General features: G+C 74.7%; 15 protein-coding genes. 5 read left to right on the plus strand and 10 right to left on the minus strand.

What is annotated here, in order from left to right; genetic code table 11:
* Positions 1 to 3 precede the first annotated feature (3 nt).
* The 8 genes from ACZ60J_RS33850 to ACZ60J_RS33885 all read right to left on the minus strand — a co-directional run bounded on the left by ACZ60J_RS33850 (position 4) and on the right by ACZ60J_RS33885 (position 6,995).
* Positions 4 to 1,095, minus strand: coding sequence for a hypothetical protein (locus tag ACZ60J_RS33850; RefSeq protein ID WP_469687843.1), 1,092 nt, complete (start codon positions 1,093 to 1,095; stop codon positions 4 to 6).
* Positions 1,092 to 2,717 carry an AMP-binding protein gene (locus ACZ60J_RS33855; protein WP_469687845.1) on the minus strand — a complete coding sequence of 542 codons (1,626 nt, stop codon included), beginning with the start codon at positions 2,715 to 2,717 and terminating at the stop codon, positions 1,092 to 1,094. The genes ACZ60J_RS33850 and ACZ60J_RS33855 overlap by 4 nt, the downstream gene beginning before the upstream one ends.
* The gene (locus tag ACZ60J_RS33860) at positions 2,714 to 3,316 is read right to left on the minus strand and encodes an L-2-amino-thiazoline-4-carboxylic acid hydrolase (protein ID WP_469687847.1); all 603 of its coding nucleotides are present in this window, start codon (positions 3,314 to 3,316) and stop codon (positions 2,714 to 2,716) included. The genes ACZ60J_RS33855 and ACZ60J_RS33860 overlap by 4 nt, the downstream gene beginning before the upstream one ends.
* Positions 3,317 to 3,396: 80 nt before the next feature.
* A complete protein-coding gene (locus ACZ60J_RS33865; RefSeq protein ID WP_469687849.1) occupies positions 3,397 to 4,662 on the minus strand; it encodes a beta-ketoacyl-[acyl-carrier-protein] synthase family protein in 1,266 nt (421 codons plus the stop codon).
* Positions 4,659 to 5,303: a beta-ketoacyl synthase chain length factor gene (locus ACZ60J_RS33870; RefSeq protein ID WP_469687851.1), complete on the minus strand. Its 645-nt coding sequence runs from the start codon at positions 5,301 to 5,303 to the stop codon at positions 4,659 to 4,661. The genes ACZ60J_RS33865 and ACZ60J_RS33870 overlap by 4 nt, the downstream gene beginning before the upstream one ends.
* Positions 5,300 to 6,472, minus strand: a complete 1,173-nt coding sequence (locus ACZ60J_RS33875) for a beta-ketoacyl-[acyl-carrier-protein] synthase family protein (RefSeq protein WP_469687853.1) — start codon at positions 6,470 to 6,472, stop codon at positions 5,300 to 5,302. The genes ACZ60J_RS33870 and ACZ60J_RS33875 overlap by 4 nt, the downstream gene beginning before the upstream one ends.
* The gene (locus ACZ60J_RS33880) at positions 6,469 to 6,726 is read right to left on the minus strand and encodes an acyl carrier protein (protein WP_469687855.1); all 258 of its coding nucleotides are present in this window, start codon (positions 6,724 to 6,726) and stop codon (positions 6,469 to 6,471) included. The genes ACZ60J_RS33875 and ACZ60J_RS33880 overlap by 4 nt, the downstream gene beginning before the upstream one ends.
* Positions 6,723 to 6,995, minus strand: coding sequence for an acyl carrier protein (locus ACZ60J_RS33885; RefSeq protein WP_469687857.1), 273 nt, complete (start codon positions 6,993 to 6,995; stop codon positions 6,723 to 6,725). The genes ACZ60J_RS33880 and ACZ60J_RS33885 overlap by 4 nt, the downstream gene beginning before the upstream one ends.
* Positions 6,996 to 7,070: 75 nt before the next feature.
* Here ACZ60J_RS33885 and ACZ60J_RS33890 point away from each other — a divergent pair, with 75 nt between their 5' ends.
* On the plus strand, positions 7,071 to 7,718 hold the full coding sequence (locus ACZ60J_RS33890; RefSeq protein WP_469687859.1) for a 4'-phosphopantetheinyl transferase family protein: 648 nt from the start codon (positions 7,071 to 7,073) through the stop codon (positions 7,716 to 7,718).
* A 269-nt stretch (positions 7,719 to 7,987) separates the two neighbouring features.
* On the opposite strand, the gene ACZ60J_RS33895 is transcribed toward ACZ60J_RS33890, so the two are convergent.
* Positions 7,988 to 9,436, minus strand: a complete 1,449-nt coding sequence (locus ACZ60J_RS33895; RefSeq protein WP_469687861.1) for a class I adenylate-forming enzyme family protein — start codon at positions 9,434 to 9,436, stop codon at positions 7,988 to 7,990.
* 458 nt (positions 9,437 to 9,894) lie between these two features.
* Between ACZ60J_RS33895 and pabB the strand changes: the two genes are divergently transcribed.
* The gene (gene pabB, locus ACZ60J_RS33900; RefSeq protein ID WP_469687863.1) at positions 9,895 to 12,060 is read left to right on the plus strand and encodes an aminodeoxychorismate synthase component I; all 2,166 of its coding nucleotides are present in this window, start codon (positions 9,895 to 9,897) and stop codon (positions 12,058 to 12,060) included.
* Positions 12,057 to 12,965 (plus strand): aminotransferase class IV, encoded by a 909-nt coding sequence (locus ACZ60J_RS33905; protein WP_469687865.1) that lies wholly within the window; start codon positions 12,057 to 12,059, stop codon positions 12,963 to 12,965. Before pabB ends, ACZ60J_RS33905 begins: the two co-directional genes overlap by 4 nt.
* A 195-nt stretch (positions 12,966 to 13,160) precedes the next feature.
* Here ACZ60J_RS33905 and ACZ60J_RS33910 read toward each other — a convergent pair whose 3' ends face one another.
* A complete protein-coding gene (locus ACZ60J_RS33910; RefSeq protein WP_469687867.1) occupies positions 13,161 to 13,988 on the minus strand; it encodes an AfsR/SARP family transcriptional regulator in 828 nt (275 codons plus the stop codon).
* A gap of 235 nt (positions 13,989 to 14,223) precedes the next feature.
* Here ACZ60J_RS33910 and ACZ60J_RS33915 point away from each other — a divergent pair, with 235 nt between their 5' ends.
* Together ACZ60J_RS33915 and ACZ60J_RS33920 are read left to right on the plus strand one after the other, a co-directional pair.
* Positions 14,224 to 14,496, plus strand: coding sequence for a hypothetical protein (locus tag ACZ60J_RS33915; protein WP_469687869.1), 273 nt, complete (start codon positions 14,224 to 14,226; stop codon positions 14,494 to 14,496).
* The gene (locus ACZ60J_RS33920) at positions 14,493 to 16,763 is read left to right on the plus strand and encodes a TOMM precursor leader peptide-binding protein (RefSeq protein WP_469687871.1); all 2,271 of its coding nucleotides are present in this window, start codon (positions 14,493 to 14,495) and stop codon (positions 16,761 to 16,763) included. Before ACZ60J_RS33915 ends, ACZ60J_RS33920 begins: the two co-directional genes overlap by 4 nt.
* The last annotated feature ends 48 nt before the right edge of the window (positions 16,764 to 16,811 follow it).

The following is a 16,811-nucleotide window of genomic DNA, read 5'->3' on the forward strand; positions in this document are numbered from 1 at the left end:
CTCTCAGTTGCCGGAGCCGCTGGCGGCCACGGCGCTCTCGCGCGGAGCGGGCTGCTCCGCCGAGAGCTGGATGTCGGTCTGGTGGCGCGGGTGGGCGAACAGGCCGTCGCGGCGGTAGCCGTTCACCGGTTCGTCCGCATGGTGTTCGGTGGGCAGCAGCCGGTTCAGCAGCGAGCCGGTGAAGGCCTGAGCGATGTCCGGGTGCGGGGCCTCGGCGTGGTGGTCGGCCAGGATGACGAAGGCCGGGTCCACGTTCTTGACCAGGCCGTCCTCGTCCACGACCTCCAGCCAGGAATGGGCGAGGTCGAGCATCCCCATGATCCAGCCGCGCCGGGTACGGGCCTCGAAGCCGGCCTCCCGGCACCGCTCGGCCAGCTCCAGGCAGACGGAGATGCACGGGGCGTAGCCCTGGGCCAGCACCTCGTCCTTGCGCCACTGGAGTTCCTCGGGCATCCGGCCCCAGCGGAACCGGTCGGGGCCGTACGAGGTCACGATCGCGCGGAGCTTCTCCGAGACGATCTCCCGCCGCTCCCCGGAGGTGACGAGCACCCCGGAGGCGGTGAGCCCGGCCGTGCCGCTCGCCGTGATGTCCTTCTCCCCGAGCGATGCCCCCTCGGGACCGATCGAAAGGGACTCCGTCCAGCCGCCGCTCAGCTCCGGGTGGGGCGTGGCCAGGTTCCAGTCGGTTCCCTGCGGTTCTCCCTGGCCGTGCGCGGCCGGCGGGGTCAGCGCGACGGAGTAGTTCCAGCGCTGGGGACGGAACAGCGACTCGGGATCGGCGTGCATCCAGCGCAGGGCGTAGCGCATCGTCTTCTCGGGCACGGAGGTCCCGGAGCCGGAGTAGAGGGCGAGGTTCACCAGGTCGAAGCGGTCGAAGCGCTCCGCCCCCGGTGTCCCGCCGTGCGGCAGGCCGCTGCGCAGCAGCTCGTCGAGGATCTCCGGCCCGCACTGGAGCAGTTCGAGCGCGGCGTCCCGCTCCACCCACTCGTCGCGCAGCTCCGGCGGGATCACCAGCAGGTCGCGGAGGGATTCGAGCCAGCCCTCCAGGCCCCGCGGGGCGGCGGGGCGGGTCCACGGTTTGGCTTCGATGTTCATCCGTTGCTCCCGGAGGACGTCAGGCTTGTCAGGGTCGGCTGGGCCAGGGGCGAGAAGCGGGCCCGCAGCGCCGCCTTGTCGGGCTTTCCGTACGAGGCGGTGGGGATGTCCGCGACGAACTCGAACCGTCCGGGCACGTGCGCCGCGCCCAGGGCGTCGCGCACCGAGGTGCCCAGTTCCCCGGCGAGGCCGGGCCGGTCGTCCTCGGCGGCCACGCAGACGGCGACCAGGGCCTCGCCCGTGAGCGGGTCGGGCACCCCGATGACGGCGGCGCGCCGGATCTCCGGATGGGCCGTCAGCACGTTCTCCACGGCCTGCGGATAGCAGTTGGTCCCGTCCACGATGACCAGGTCCTTCGCCCGGCCGGTCAGGTACAGGTAGCCGTCCTCGTCGATCACCCCGAGGTCGCCGGTGCTCAGCCAGCCCTCCCGCAGCACCTCTCCGCTCAGGTCGGGCCGCTGCCAGTAGCCCGCCATCACGGTGGGCCCGGACACCTCGACCGCTCCTTCCGTACGGGGCCCCAGCGCGCGGCCGTCCCCGCCCGTGACCCGGAGGGACACCCCGGGCACCGCGCGGCCGACCGAGCCGAACAGTTCGGGCCGGTCCGCGGCGGCCGCCGCGTGGTCCTCGGGACCCAGGCTGGTGATGGCGATGGCCTCGGTGAGGGCGTAGCTCTGCCGCAGCCGGGGGCCGAGGCTGCGGACCGCCTGGGCGAGCCGGTGCGGGGTCACGGGCGCGCTGCCGTAGCTGACGGCCGCGAGCCCGGAGAGGTCGGTGTGCGCGAGGTCGGGGTGGTCCAGCAGGCGGTACAGGTACGGCGGGTAGAGGTACGTGGTGACCGGCCGGTGCTCGGCGGAGGCCTCGGCGATGCGCACCAGCAGTGCCTCCGGGTCGAACTCGTCGAACAGCTCGACGCTCACGTGGTGGCGCAGCAGGCCGCAGGCGATCGCACCCGCGGCGTGCGCCATCGGGGTCATCGCCAGGAACCGCAGCCCCGGCGGCGGGGCCGCGCCCGCCCAGGCGCCGGCGGCCGCGGTCAGCGCGCCGAAGGTGTACACGACCCCCTTGGGCAGCCCGGTGGTGCCGCCGGTGTACAGCACCCGGGCGACGTCGTCCTCGCGGGCCGCCACCGGCAGCGGGGCGTCCGACCGGGCGGCGGCCGCCGCGAGCAGGTCGGTCACGTCCGGGTCCGCGACGGGGCCCAGCCCGAACAGCTGCTTCACCCCGGCGGCGCGGGCGAGTTCGGCCATGCGGGGTCCCGGCAGGATCGGCCCGGCGCAGGCGAGGATCACGGCCGCGGGGGCGGCGTCGCGCAGGATGTGCTCGGCGACCTGCTCGCCGCCGGCCGCGTACACCGGGGTGTAGCTGATGCCGAGGAGGTGCGCGGCCAGGCCCACCGCCGACATCTCGAGCGGGTTGGCGGCCAGCAGCACGAGCCGGTCCCCGCGGCCCAGGCCCGCGTCCCGCAGGACCCGGGCCGTCCGGTAGGCCAGGGACAGCAGCTCGGCGAAGGTCATGGACCGCTCGCCGTGGATCAGCGCGATCTGCTCGCCGCGGGCGGCGAACTGCTCGATGGCGCTGGTGACGTACGCGGCGGGGGCGCCGGAGTCGGGCGTGGTCACGGGGTCTCCTTCCCGGGGACGGTGGTGGTGGCGGAGCCGGCGGCAGCGGCGCTGGTGGCGGCCTCGCCGGCGGCTGCCGCGCCCGACGCCGTGCTCGTGACGAAGCGGCAGGCGGAGCCGCCGGTGCGCAGGCACTCCACGCGGTGGTCGCTGACCTCCGTCTTCAGCCCCTCGAACCAGCCCGCCCGCATCTGCGGGCACGGGCACTCGTAGCCCTCCAGCGTCCCGGCCCGCGCGAGCATCTCCAGGGCGAAGTTGCGGGTGACCGCCGTCTCGAAGGACTCCTCGCCGGTGACCTTGTTGGAGGCCTCCACGGCGTCCCCGGTCATCAGCTCCGAGATGCCGGTGAGTGCGGTGGCCAGCTCGGCGGCGGAGAGCCCCGGGGCCAGCCCCTCCTCCCGTGCGTAGGCGGAGGCGATCCGGCGGGTGACGAACTGCATCGCCTCCGCGTTCACCTCGTTCGCCGCGTCCTGGCCGAACCGCCGCGCGACCCCCTGGTACCAGCGGGCGTCGTGCAGCCACCAGAACTGGCGCAGCAGGTCGGCGGAGGGCTCGCCGGGGCCCGCCGGTCCGGGTGCCTGGGAGGCGGAACTGGTCACGGTGTCCTCGTCCTTCGGGTGGGAGCGGGAGGGAGCGGGTGGGGGTGCGGTCGGTGCTGCGGTGCCGGGTGCTGCGCTGGTCAGACCGCCTCCGGGGCCCTGCCGAGCACGAGGCTCACGTTGTGGCCGCCGAAGGCGAAGGAGTTGGACACCGCGGCCTCGGGCGCCGCCGCCCGGGGCGCGCCGCGGACGTGGTCGAGTGCGCAGTCCGGGTCCGGCCGGTCCAGGTTGGCCGTCGCCGGCAGGCTCCGGTGGTGCAGGGCGAGTACGGTCGCCGCCGCCTCCACCGCGCCCGCCGCGCCCAGCAGGTGGCCGATGGCGCCCTTCACCGAGCTGACCGGCGGCCCGTCCTCGCCGAACACCGAGCGGACGGCCCGCGCCTCGGCCAGGTCGCCCACCTTGGTGCCGGTCCCGTGGGCGTTGACGTAACCGATGTCCCGGGGAGCCAGCCCGGCGTCCGCCAGCGCGCGCCGCATGGCGTCCGCCGCACCCTCGCCGTCGGGCCGGGGCGAGGTCGGGTGGTGGGCGTCGCTGGTCGCGCCCCAGCCCAGGACCCGCCCGTAGGCGTGCGCCGAGCGGGCGCGGGCGTGGGCGGCCCGCTCCAGGACGAGGATCCCGGCGCCCTCGGCCAGCACGAAACCGCTCCGGTCCAGGTCGAACGGGCGGCTGGCCGCCGCCGGATCGCCGGTGCCGGCGCGGGCCAGCGCGCGGGCGTTGCCGAAGGAGGTGGCCACGGAAGGGGCGAGCGCGGTGTCGGTGCCCCCGCAGACCACCACGTCCGCGGTGCCCTCGCGGATCAGCCGCAGCCCCTCGGCCACCGACATCGCCCCCGCCGCGCAGGCCGTGGCGATGGAGCTGCTGAGCCCGCGGACGCCGTGGCGGATGGCGATGCGGGCCGCCGCCATGTTGGGCAGCATGCCGGGAAGGAGGTACGGGCTGACCGCGGCCCGGCCCCGCGAGGCGCGGGCCACGGCCTGCTCCTCGTACGTCGCGAGCCCGCCGGCGCCGGTGGAGACCACCACCGCCACCCGGTCCGCGGCCACGTCCTGGCCCACCGTCAGCTTGGCGTCGCCGAGCGCCTCGTCGGCGGCGGCCAGCGCCATGAGCACGAACCGGTCGACCGAGCGCGCCTCGGTGCGCGGCAGCAGGTCCAGGGCGGAGATCTCGGGGGCCACCCCGGCCACGTCGGCGCCGGTCGCGGCCCAGGCCTCGCCCTCCAGCCGGCGCAGCCCGGAGCGCCCGGCCGCGAGCCCGTCCACGAAGGCCGGTACGCCGGTCCCCAGCGGGGTGACCAGTCCGATCCCGGTGACCCAGACGTCGTACTGCTCCCGGAGCCCGCTCCTCACGACGCCTCCCCGGCGGCGTCCGGCGCCGCGGGCCGTACGAGCAGGGCGCGGGCGTGCGCGGACGCGCCGTCCGGGCCGGCCTGCTCCACGAGCAGCACCAGTGCCTCCCCGGCGTCGCCCCCGTCGACCAGGAAGCGGGTGACGTCCAGCGCCTCGCCCAGCGGATCGGCGGTCGCCGCGTCGGGGCTGAAGCAGATCACCGGACCGGCCAGCCCCCAGCGCTTGGCGATGTGGCCGACCACCGCGTTGGGCACGGACTGGAAGAACAGCAGGGGCGCCGCGGGCCGGCCGGCGTCCACGGCGACCGCGGTCGCCGTGTGCGTCTCCAGGTCGCCGCCCCGGGAGGCCAGCACGATCGCCGTGCGCCCGGCCCGTCGTACGAGCTCCTGCGCGCCGGGACCGGCCGGCTCCGCGCCGGGCTCCGCCGCGCCCGGAGCGCCGTACACCTGCTCCAGGCAGCGGTCGGCGGCGGCCGAGGCCATCGGACTGAAGGAGGAGACGGCGAAACCGGCCAGCGGAACCGGCAGCTCGGGGTCGCCCGGGGCGGGCCAGACGCCCTCCGCGAGGAGCTCCACGGCCGCCGCGGGGAGGGTGGAACGGGTGGCGGAGAAGGAGGGGGAAAGGGCCGGGGACGTGGTCATGGCGCGCTTACCACCAATGCGGTGTTGGCCCCGCCGAAAGCGGCGTTCAGGCTGAGGACGTGCCGGGGGGAGACCCGGCGGGGCGAGCCGAGGACCAGGTCCAGGCGGCAGTCGTCGTCGAGCCCCGAGTGGCCGGCGTTCACGGGGAGTTCCCCGCTGCGCAGGACCAGCAGGGTGACGGCGAGTTCGAGCATTCCGGACGCCTCCAGCGCGTGCCCGTGCAGGGACTTCGTGGAGCTCACCGGGATGCCGTCGACCGCGTCCCCGAGGGCGAGGCGCAGGGCGGAGCTCTCCGAGGAGTCGTTGGCGGGCGTGCCGGTGCCGTGGGCGTTGACGTAGCCGATGTCCGCGGGCGCCAGCCCGGCCCGGTCCAGCGCGGCGCCGATGGCCCGCGCCATCCCCAGGCCCTCGGGGTGCGGCCGGCACACGTGGTGGGCGTCGCCGGCCAGGCCCCAGCCGGACAGCACGGCCAGCGGCCGGGCACCGCGCGCGGCGGCCGCCCGCGCGGACTCCAGGACCACCGCGCCGACGCCGTCACCGAGCAGCAGGCCCTTGCGGCCCGCGCTGAAGGAGCGCAGGACGCCCTCCGGGGAGAGCGCCCGGCCGGCGGAGAACAGCGCGTAGTTGTCCTCGTCCACGAGGTAGCCCGCGGAGACGACCACGCGCTCCTCCCGGCCGGTGCGGATCCGTACGGCCGCCTCGGAGACCGCCGTACTGGCGGCGACACAGGCGTTGGTGTAGGTCCGGGCCGCGCCGAGCAGCCCGCAGGCCCGCGCCAGGGCGGCCGCGGTGTCCGAGATCGCCGACTTGCCCTGGACCGCCAGCGGCCCGCGGGCCACCGCCGGATCGGCGTGCCGGCCCAGCAGGAGCGGAGCCTGCGCCCGCTCCGCCGGCGACAGGCCGGCCTGCTCGCAGGCCTCCTCCACGACCCGGCGCAGCTCCTCGTCCAGGTCGGGCGAGCCCGGCAGTACGGCGGCGACACCGGTGCGGTACCGGTCCGTGGCGAACCGCCCGACCGGTCCGAACGCCGCCCGGGAGGCGGCCAGTCCCCGCCCGAGGGCCTCTTCGCCGCGGCCGAAGGCGCTGGTGACGCCGAGCCCGGTGATGACGACCGTCCGGTCGGCCTGGTCCGCCCGGTCTGCCTGGTCGGCCTGGTCCGCCCCGGTCACGAACCGCTCCCGCCCGGTACGGGAGCGGCCAGGGCGCCGGCCAGCACCGCGACGGCGCCGTCGACCGTGTCCATGGCCTCCAGCTCCTCGTCGAGGTCGATCCGGATGCCGTACCGCTCCTCGACCACGTGCACCAGCCAGGCCAGCTGCAGGGAGTCGATCCGCTCGCCCACGTCGCCCGGGGCGCACTCGTCGTGCTGGGCGAGCAGGGCGATCACCTCCGGACGGCCGGGGGCGGGGGACGGCGCGCTCACGCCGAGCCGGCCGGGGCCGTGACCTGGGTCCGGCGCTGCTCGACCTGGGCGACGAACTCGCCGATGGTCAGGGTCTGCAGGCCCTCGACGTCCTCGTCGGAGAACTTGACCCCGTACTCCTCCTCGACCTGCATGACGAGCTCGGCGGTGGTGAGCGACTCCAGCTCCAGGCCGTCGTCGCCGATGGGGGTGGCGTCCGTGATCCCGGCCGTGTCGAGGTTCATGGTTTCGAGGGTGTTCACTACGAAGGCGCGCACAGGGGTGCTCATGAACTGGCTCCTTGTATCAGTGTTCGCATGGGTGTTCAGGACGTGTCTGGGCACCGGGGACGAGTGGGGGTGTCGGTGTCCCGGGTAGAGGTGTGGCTCGCGGTCCCGGTCGGTGACCAGCGCAAGCACGCGCACGCGCTGCTGCGGCGGGCCGCGGCGGCGGTGCTGGGCGTCGGGCCCGAGGGCCTGGCCGTGGCCCGGGAGCCGGGCGGACGGCCGTACGTGGTGTCACGGCCCGGCGCCGCGGACCGCGGAGCGCGGCCGCCGGTACGGGTCAACGTGAGCGTCAGCCACACCCGCGGCCTGACCGCGGTCGCGGTCTGCACCGGCGGGGACGTGGGCGTGGACGTGGAGCCGGCCCGCGAGCTCCCGGCGGTGGCCCTCGCCCGGCGCTGGTTCGCCGAGGAGGACGTCCGCTGGATCGAGGGCCATGCACCCGCCCTGCGGGCCCGCGCCCTGCTGTGGGTCTGGACGCACAAGGAGGCACTGGGCAAGGCGGTCGGCACCGGGCTGGCCGGCGGGGGCCGGCTGCGGCCGGTTCCGCTGCCCGCCTCCGGCCTGCCGCCGGAGCCCGCGGGACCCGTGGCGACGCTGCGGGAGGTCTTCCCCGGCTCCGGCCTGACCAGCGCCGTCCCCCGGGGCCCCGAGGGCTACGTCCTGTGCGTGGCGGGCGGCCCGGGCACCGAGGGCGCCCCGGTCTCGGTCACCGAGGTGGACGGCTGAACTTCCGCGCGGAGCAACGCCGTTGCCGCGAGGTGCCCCGGATCCGGTGCACGCCGCTCCGGAGCCCGGGCGCGGCGCCACCGGCTGCCCGGGCGACGCGGGGAAGCGCCCGCACGGCGCGGCGGAGCGCCCGAAGGCCGCCGCCGCGTGTCCGCGCGGCGTGACGGGGTCGCCGTCGGGCCGGACGGTGTTCCCGCACGGCGCGGCCGCGGGCCCGGGGGCCTCCGCGGGGTGCGCCGTGACGGGGGTCTCGTGGCGTCCCATCGGGCTCACACCCGTTCCGGGGCGGCAGCCCGGAGCGCGGTCCGCAGTGCGGCCGGGTCCCGTACCGGCTTTCCGGTGGTCGTCCGGGGCAGGGCGGCCAGGGCGTGGATGCGGCGCGGCAGCTTGAAGCCGGCCACCCGCTCGGCGAGCAGGTTCTCCACGGACCGCGCGGTGACCTGCTCGTCGAGGACCGCGTACGCCTCGATGGCCCCGTCGTGGACCACCACCGCCTCGCGGACGCCGGGCAGTTCGGACAGGGTCCACTCGACCTCGGTGAGGTCGACCTTGAGCCCGCCGACCGACACCTGGGAGTCCAGCCGGCCCACGACGGCGAGCAGCCCGGTCTCCGGGTCGAGCGTCGCCGCGTCGCGGGTGCGCAGCCAGCCGTCCGCCCAGCGGTCCGGACCGGCCGGACCGAGGTAGGGGCTGACGGGCCGCCGTACGAGGAGCTCCCCGTCCACGACCTTCGCCTCGATGCCCGGAGCCGTGCGCCCCGTGGCCGGCCGGGAGGCCCCGGACAGGTCGGCCGCGATGACGCCCGTCTCCGTCATCCCGTACACCTCGCCCAGCGGTACGGAGTACCGCGCGGCGAAGGCCTCGGCGACCCCGGGCCGCACCGACTCGCCGGCGGACATGGCCCCGACCAGGTGCGGCAGCGGCGGGGGAGCGGAGACCGAGGCCAGCAGCTGCGCGTGGAACGGCACCCCGGTGATCACGGTCGGCGCGGTCCGCGCGGCCACGGCGGCGAGGATGCCGTCGGCGCTCATCCGCTCCGGCAGCACGATCTCGACGCCCGCGTGCAGGCTGTGCAGGATCCCCGCCATCAACCCCATCGCATGGATAAGGGAGTTGAGGACCACGATGCGGTCGCCCGGTCCGGGCATGCCGGGGATCAGGGTGTAGCGGTGGACCTCGGCGACGAGGTCCGCGGCCGTGCGCCCGATCACCTTGGAGGGGCCGGTGGAACCGGAGCTGAGCTGGACGAGCGCGTGCCCGCTCGCGGCCGGCCGCCCCCCGGGGTACGGCTCGGCCACGGCGTCGACCGCGTGGAAGCCGCGCAGCACGCCCAGGCGCACCGGTCCGGCCGGCCGGACGAGGAGCTGAGGGGCCGTCCGCTCCAGCGCCCGGTCGCTCTCGTGGGCGGTCAGCCGGTGGTCGAGCAGGATCACCTGGGCCCCGGTCCGCCAGGCGGCCAGCAGGTGGGTGAGGAGCGCGAGCGACGGGGGCAGCTGCAGCGCGACCGATCCGCCGCGGCGCAGTCCGGCCTCCGCCAGCTCGGTGTGGCGGGCCGCGACCTCGCGGCGCAGACCGGCGCGATCCAGCCGTTCGCCGATGTGCACCGCAGGCTCGGCGTCGTCGTGGCCGGCGTGCAGGAGCAGTTCGTCGACCCAGCTTCCGTCGTGCTGTTCCGGATCGGTCGTCCCGGGCCCGGGGCCCCCGAAATCGTTGATCACGAACAAACATCTCCCCGTTGCACTGCCCCGTTGTGCTGCTGATTAGCCCTGACTGGCTCAGCAGTTCCGCATAATAGAAACGACCCCTCGGGGACTGTCAAGCGTCATATGCAAAGCGCGACAGCATTCTTGCGGAATTGCGAATTCCTACTGCCGGGTTGCCTTGCGGGGCCGGGTCCGCGGTGCGGGAAATGTTTGACTGAACAGGGACTCCCTGTAGGGTCTGCCCGTGTTGAACGGGGAGATCATGCATTCCCCGATTTCCCTGACGGGGAATCGGGAGCTCAGGGTCGGGTATCCATTGACCGGCCGTAGCGCCTGCGTGCGACGCCGGTTTATCCGGGAGGCCATCGAGGCGATCTTTCCCGGGCTGCGTAGTCCGTCCGGAATTCAGTCATCAGATCTTTCTATCGGATCCGGCTGTCGAATCCGTCCCTCCATGACCTCGTGAGGTGAGCATGCGCACTCTCCTGGTGGATAATTACGACTCCTTCACCTTCAATCTGTTCCACCTCCTGTCGGAGGCCAACGGGCAGGAGCCCGTCGTCATCCGCAACGATGAGCCGGGGTGGAGAACCAGCCATCTGGAGGAGTTCGACAACGTCGTCCTGTCTCCCGGCCCCGGCACCCCCGAACGCCCGGAGGACTTCGGCGTCTGCACCGAGATCGTCCGCGCGGCGGACCGCCCGGTCCTCGGCGTGTGCCTGGGCCACCAGGGCATAGCCCACCTCGGCGGCGGCTCCGTCGTACGGGCCCCCGAACCCCGGCACGGACGGGTCTCCCCCGTGGAGCACTCCGGGACCGACCTCTTCGCCGGGATCCCCTCGCCCTTCGACGTCGTGCGCTACCACTCCCTCACCGTGGCCGACCTCCCCGAGGACGTCTTCGAGGCCACCGCCTGGGCGCCGGGCGGCATCCTCATGGGCCTGCGCCACCGCGAACGCCCGCTGTGGGGCGTGCAGTTCCACCCGGAATCCATCAGCAGCGAGCACGGACTGCTGATGATGCGCAACTTCCGCGAGCTCACCGCCCGCTGGCAGCAGGAGCACCCCGGCGCGCGGCCCCTCGCAGCGGCCGCACCCGCCGCCGCGGCCGCCCGCCCCGCCCCGAGCCGGCACCTGCGCGTCCTGACCGAGCGGCTGCCCACCGCGTGGGACCCCGAGATCGTCTTCGACGAGCTGCTGCGCGGCGGCAACCACGCCTTCTGGCTCGACAGCAGCCGCAGCGACGGCGCCACGGGCCGCTTCTCGATCATGGGCGACGCCTCCGGGGAGCTGGCCCGCGTGGCCACGGCCGACGTGGCGGCCGGCACGGTTACGGTCACGTCCGAGCGGGACGGCGTCCGCAGCGCGCAGGTCGCGCAGCGCCCCTTCTTCGACTGGATCGACGAGGACCTCAAGTCCCTGAAGGTGGACCTGCCCGACCGGGCCGAGAACCCCTGCAACTTCGCCCTCGGCTGGGTCGGCTACCTCGGGTACGAACTGAAGGCCCAGTGCGGGGCCGGCCCGGTCGTCCACCGGTCCAAGCAGCCCGACGCCACGATGGTGTTCGCGGCCCGCGCCCTGGCCTTCGACCACCTGACCGGCACCACCCACCTGCTCGCCCTGGCCCCCGCGGACCCCGGAGCCGATCCCGAGGCGCTCGCCCACGACGCCTCCGCCCGCGCGTGGCTGCACACCACCGCCGGACGGCTGCGCGGCCTCGCCGGCCGGACCGCGGACGCCGACGTGCCCGCGCAGCCCCTGGACGCCGGCGATCTGAGCCTGCGCCACGACCGGGACGCCTACCTGGACCGCATCCGGCGCAGCCAGGAGGACATCGCCGCGGGGGAGACCTACGAGGTCTGCCTCACCAACGAACTGCACAGCGAAGCGAAGGTGGACCCCTGGGAGGGGTACCGGTTCCTGCGCCGCACCAGCCCGGCGCCGTTCGCCTCGCTGCTCCTCTTCGAGGACCTCGCCGTCCTCAGCACCTCGCCGGAACGGTTCCTGCGCGTCACCGCCGAGGGACTGGCCGAGTCCAAGCCGATCAAGGGCACCCGGCCGCGCGGCGCCACCCCGGAGGAGGACGAGGCGCTGCGCGTGGACCTGCGGACCAACGAGAAGGACCGCTCCGAGAACCTGATGATCGTCGACCTGGTCCGCAACGACCTCGGCCGGTGCGCGGAGGTCGGCTCGGTCCACGTGCCCAAGCTCTTCGACGTGGAGACCTTCGCCACGGTGCACCAGCTCGTCAGCACCGTACGGGCCACCATGCGCCCCGGAGTGAGCGCCGTGGAATGCGTGCGCACCGCCTTCCCGGGCGGTTCGATGACGGGCGCCCCCAAGATCCGCACCATGCAGATCATCGACGAACTGGAGGAGGGCCCGCGCGGCGTGTACTCCGGAGCGATCGGCTACTTCTCCCTGTGCGGCGGCGCCGACCTCAGCATCGTCATCCGCACCGCCGTCGTGACGGACGAGGGCATCCGCTACGGAGTCGGCGGCGCCATCGTCGCGCTCTCCGACCCGGCCGCCGAGTACGAGGAGACCATCACCAAGACGACCCCGCTGCTCCGCCTCCTCGGCAGGGGCTTCCCCGGCAGCGACGCGGCGGCGTCCGCCGAGCCCCCGGTGTCCCGTTGACCGGGCCTAAGGGGCCTACGGGGCCTACGGGGCCGAGCGGGCCGACCCCGCCCACCGGGCCGACCCCGCCCACCGCTCCGGGCCGCGCCGACCGCCTCTTCGCGCTCACCGGGTCCGGTGCCCTGCGCGAGGTCCCCGCGACGGACGCCCCGGGCACGCTCCTCGCCGCGGACTCCTGGCTGGTCGACGACGGCCGGGTCCGCGCCCTGGACCGGCACCGCAGCCGCTTCACCGCCACCTGCACCGAGACCGCCGGCGTGCCCGTCGCGCTCCTGGACACCTTCTGGACCGCGATGGCGGCCCTGCTGCCCCGGGCGGCCGGCCACTGGTTCCCCCGCGTGGAGCTGGAAACCGCCTCCCCGGACGCGCCCCCGGACACGGTCCTGCCCGGTGGTTACCGGCTGCTGTACCGGCTGCGCCCCGCGCCCGCGCGCTCCACGACGGCCAGGGTCTGGGGGCTGGCGGTCTGCGACCCGCGCCGGACGCCCCGTCACAAGGGGCCGGACCTGGGCGCCCTGGCCGAAGTCCGCTCCAGGGCCACGGCCGCGGACGCCGACGAGGCGCTCCTGGTCACCGCGGACGGAGTGGTGCTCGAAGCGGCCAACTCCTCGCTCCTGTGGTGGGAGGAGGACGTCCTGTGCCATCCCCCCGCCGAGCTCCCGGTGCTCCCCGGGGTCACCGCCTCGCTGCTGCTCGACCGGGCGGCGCGCACGGGAGTGACCGTACGGCCCGTCCGGCGCAGGCTGTCCGCGCTGGCCGGCCGCGAGGTCTGGGTGGTCAACGCCCTCCACGGCCTGCGCCCCGTCACCGCCTGGACGGGCGGGTCCCTCCCGGCCGGCGCCCCGCGGCACGCCGTCGCGTGGCAGAGCTGGCTGGACGGACTGCGGACCCCGCTCCCGGCGTGAACCCGCCACGGCGAACCGCCGCCGCGTACGCGGTCACGGCGGCGGTTCCCGCCGCGCCGCGCCGCACCCGCGCACGTGCCCGGCGCAGTTGCCGGACGCCATTGTGCGGAAAGGACCGCACCAATAGGTGCGGCCTCCGCATTGCATTTCCACTTGGGGCCGACTTGGAACCGACTTGGGAATTCGGCTCCGCCGCTATTCGGCGGCCGCGATCGGCTGGAGCCGGCGCGGGATCGTCGAGCCGGCCGGATCGGTCCGGGCCAGATCGCCGGAGAGCACGGCCTGGTGCAGCTGCTGGAGCGGAGCGGACGGCTCCAGCCCCAGTTCGCGTACGAGCGAGGCCCGCAGCTTCTGGTACGCCTCCAGCGCGCGCCAGCCCCCGCCCGAGCGGTGCAGGGCGCGCATCAGCTGCCCGCAGAAGCCCTCGTGGAGGGGGTGGCGGGCCGCCAGCACCCGCAGTTCGGGGATCACCTCGGCGCAGCGCCCGAGCCGGATGTCGGCCTCGATGCGCCGCTCCAGGGCGGCCGTGCGCTCCTCGTTGAGCTGGAGCACCTCGAGTTCGAGGATCGATCCCGCGCGTACGTCGACCAGCGCCGGCCCCTGCCACAGCGCGAGCGAGCGGCCGAGCAGGTCGGAGGCGGCACGGTAGTCGCCGATGTCGTAGGCCGCCCGGCCCTGCCCCGCGAGCCGCTCGAACTCGTGGGCGTCGACCTGGCCCGCGGGCACCTGGAGCAGGTAGCCGCCGAACCGGGTGACGAGCACCTCCTTGGCGTCGAGCGCCGGGTCCCGTTCCAGGGCGGCGCCGATCTTCCGGCGCAGCTGGAGGATGTACGTCTGCAGCGTCGTGGTGGCGCTCCGGGGGATCTCCTCGCCCCAGATCTCCTCCATCAGCGTCGGCACGGTGACGACCCGCCCGGCGTGCAGGGCGAGCAGGGCCAGCAGTTGCCGGGGCTTGGTGGCGGTCGGAACCACCGAGACGCCGCGCTCCTGGGCAGTGAGCGACCCGAGTACTTTGATGTCCATCTGTGCTCTCCCTCTTCGGGCCGCGGGTGCCGGACGGTGTGCGACGACCCCTTCGGAGCCAGGTGAACAGCGTCGCAGCCGGGCGTGCGGCAGCCCAGTGAGGTGCGCACGAGGTGAATCATGAAAATGTCATACGCGGCCGGTGAACGTGGCACTGCCGGTGCTGTGAGGTCCCCCTCCAGACTCTCGTCCCAACAGGACACCAGTGCAGCACCGTCGGTCTCAGGGGGAAGTCATGAACGTGGCCCAGGAACTCTTCCGTTTCGCGGAACTCGCCGCCCGTACCGCTCTGGAACCGAAGCTCGGACAGCGCTTCGACGCAGACCCGGCCGGGGTCCTGCTGGAGTTCGGACTCGAGGCCCAGGGAGTGGACTGGACGTCCGGCGCGACCCTCTCCATCGATGACCTGAGCGCCGCCGTCACCGGTCCGATGTCGATCTGCCTGCGGTGCAGCACCTGCACCGGCGGCAACCTCACCGACCAGGCCGACCTCCAGGTCGCGGCGTGACGCCCCCGCGGGAGCCCGAGGCGGGCCCCTTCGTGGCCTTCAAGCGCCACGTGCGGGCCGAAGCGGTCCCGGGCGAGGCCGCGTTCGTCCTCTCCGACCAGGGCGTGACCGTCCTGCGCGGAGCCGGCATAGAGAGCCTGGTCCCGCTGCTCGACGGCAGCCACACCCTGGACGCCTTACTCAGGGCCGCCTCGGCGACCATGCCGGTCGCCGAGGCGGGCCGGGCGCTGCGGAGCCTCGCGCAGGCCAATCTGGTCGGGTACCGGCACGGCGGCGCCGCCCCGGCCGGCGGTGACACCGCCCTGGCCCAGGCCTACTGGGACCGGGCGGGCCTCGACGGGTACGAGGCGACGGCCGAGGTCCGTACCGCGCCGGTCGCCGTGATCCCGGTCGGCGGGGTGAACGCCGCCGAGGTCCGCGCCGCCTGCGCCGCCTCCGGGCTCAACGCCGTGGACGATGCGGACGCGGAAGCCGACACCCCGCTGACCCTGGTCGTGTGCACGGACTACCTGGACCCCGGGCTGCGGGCCGTCTCCCGGCGGCTGCGCCGCCAGGGCCGGACCTGGCTGCTGGCCCGGCCGTTCGGGGCAGACCCCTGGACCGGCCCGTTCTTCTCGCCGGCCACCGACGGACGCGACGCATCCGACGGACCCTGCTGGTCCTGCCTGGCCCACCGGCTCTCCGAGCACCGCGCCGGGGAACTCCCCGTACAGCGCGCCCTGGGCCTGGACGGGCCGGCGCCGCGCCCCGCCCCGACGCTCTCCGCCGTCCGGTCCCTCGGACTGCAGTGCGCCGTACTGGAACTGTCGAAGTGGCTCGCGGGACTGCGCTACCCGGAGCAGCGGTCGGTGTGCGTCCTGGACAGCCTCAACCTGAGCACCGCCCACCACACCGTGCTGCGCCGGCCGCAGTGCCTCGACTGCGGGGACCCCGCGCTGGTCGCCCGGCGGACGGCGCGGCCCCTCGCCCTGTCCTCCCGGCCGAAGGCCGAGGGCACCGGCAGCAACGACCGGGCCGTCTGCGCCGAGGGCATCCTCATCGAGAACCGCCATCTGATCAGCCCGGTCACCGGCATCGTGACGAACGTCCGCCCCGTCCCGGGACTGCCCGACGGACTGCACGCCTACGACTCCGGTCACAACCTCGCCCTGCGGGGCCACTCGCTGGCCGGGGTCCACCAGGTCCTGCGGGCCCGCAGCGGAGGCAAGGGGGCGACCGCCACCGAGGCCCGGGCGAGCGCCCTCTGCGAGGCGGCGGAACGGTACAGCGCCGCCCGCCAGGGCGACGAGCTGGTCATCCGCGAGTCGATGGCCGGGCTGGGCGCCGCGGCCGTCCACCCCAACACGTACCAGCTGTTCGACGAGCGGCAGTACGCCGACCGGGCGCGCTGGAACGCCCTCCAGCCGCCCTTCCACCGGGTGAGCCGCCCCTTCGACCCCGCCGCCGAGACCGAGTGGACGCCCGTCTGGTCGCTCACCGCCGGCGCCCACCGGATGCTCCCCACCTCCACCCTGTACTTCGACACGGGCACGGGCGCCTCCCGGGACGGCCTGTGGGCCGACTCCAACGGCAACGCCGCGGGCGGCAGTCTCGAGGACGCGGTGGTCCAGGGCGTGCTCGAACTCGTCGAGCGGGACGCCGTGGCGCTGTGGTGGTACAACCGGCTGAGCCTGCCGGGCCTCGACCTCGACTCCTTCGACGAGCCCTGGCTGGCGGCCACCAGATCGGCGCTCGACCGGGCCGGCCACCAGGTCTGGGCCCTCGACCTCACCTCCGACCTCGGAATCCCGGTCGTGGCGGCCGTCTCCCGGCGCACCGGCGGCCCCGGGGAGGAGTTCGTCTACGGGTTCGGCGCCCACCTCGACCCGCGGCTCGCGCTGCGCAGGGCGGTCACCGAGATGGTGCAGATGCTGCCGGCCCCCGGCGGTTCCGGTACGGACCTGCCCGGACAGCCGCAGCTCTTCGCGGACCCGGCGCAGACCGGGCGGACCCCCGCGTCCTGGCGGTACGCCGGACGCAACGCGGACCTCCTCGACGACGTCACGCACCTGCGGACCCTGCTGGAATCGCACGGGATGGAGCTGCTGGTCCTCGACCAGACCCGGCCTGACGTGGGCATACCCGTGGTCAAGACGCTGGTGCCGGGACTCCGGCCGTTTTACGCCAGGTTCGCTCCCGGACGGCTTTTCGACGTACCGGTGCGTCTCGGCCAGCGGAATACCCCCACCGCATTCCGCGAACTCAACGGGGTTCCGCTGCCCTTGTAGTTGTACGCGTGGATGCCCTTCCGGATGTCCTTCCGGATCCCCTTGTAG

It is taken from the genome of Streptomyces sp. NPDC104226, from assembly GCF_055584085.1.

What these genes read in the sequence shown, in the direction of transcription:
- ACZ60J_RS33850 (WP_469687843.1), bottom strand. Translation starts at nt 1,095, where the DNA reads ATGAACATCGAAGCCAAACCGTGGACCCGCCCCGCCGCCCCGCGGGGC.
- ACZ60J_RS33870 (WP_469687851.1), bottom strand. Translation starts at nt 5,303, where the DNA reads ATGACCACGTCCCCGGCCCTTTCCCCCTCCTTCTCCGCCACCCGTTCC.
- ACZ60J_RS33885 (WP_469687857.1), bottom strand. Translation starts at nt 6,995, where the DNA reads ATGAGCACCCCTGTGCGCGCCTTCGTAGTGAACACCCTCGAAACCATG.
- pabB (WP_469687863.1), top strand. Translation starts at nt 9,895, where the DNA reads ATGCGCACTCTCCTGGTGGATAATTACGACTCCTTCACCTTCAATCTG.
- ACZ60J_RS33910 (WP_469687867.1), bottom strand. Translation starts at nt 13,988, where the DNA reads ATGGACATCAAAGTACTCGGGTCGCTCACTGCCCAGGAGCGCGGCGTC.
- ACZ60J_RS33915 (WP_469687869.1), top strand. Translation starts at nt 14,224, where the DNA reads ATGAACGTGGCCCAGGAACTCTTCCGTTTCGCGGAACTCGCCGCCCGT.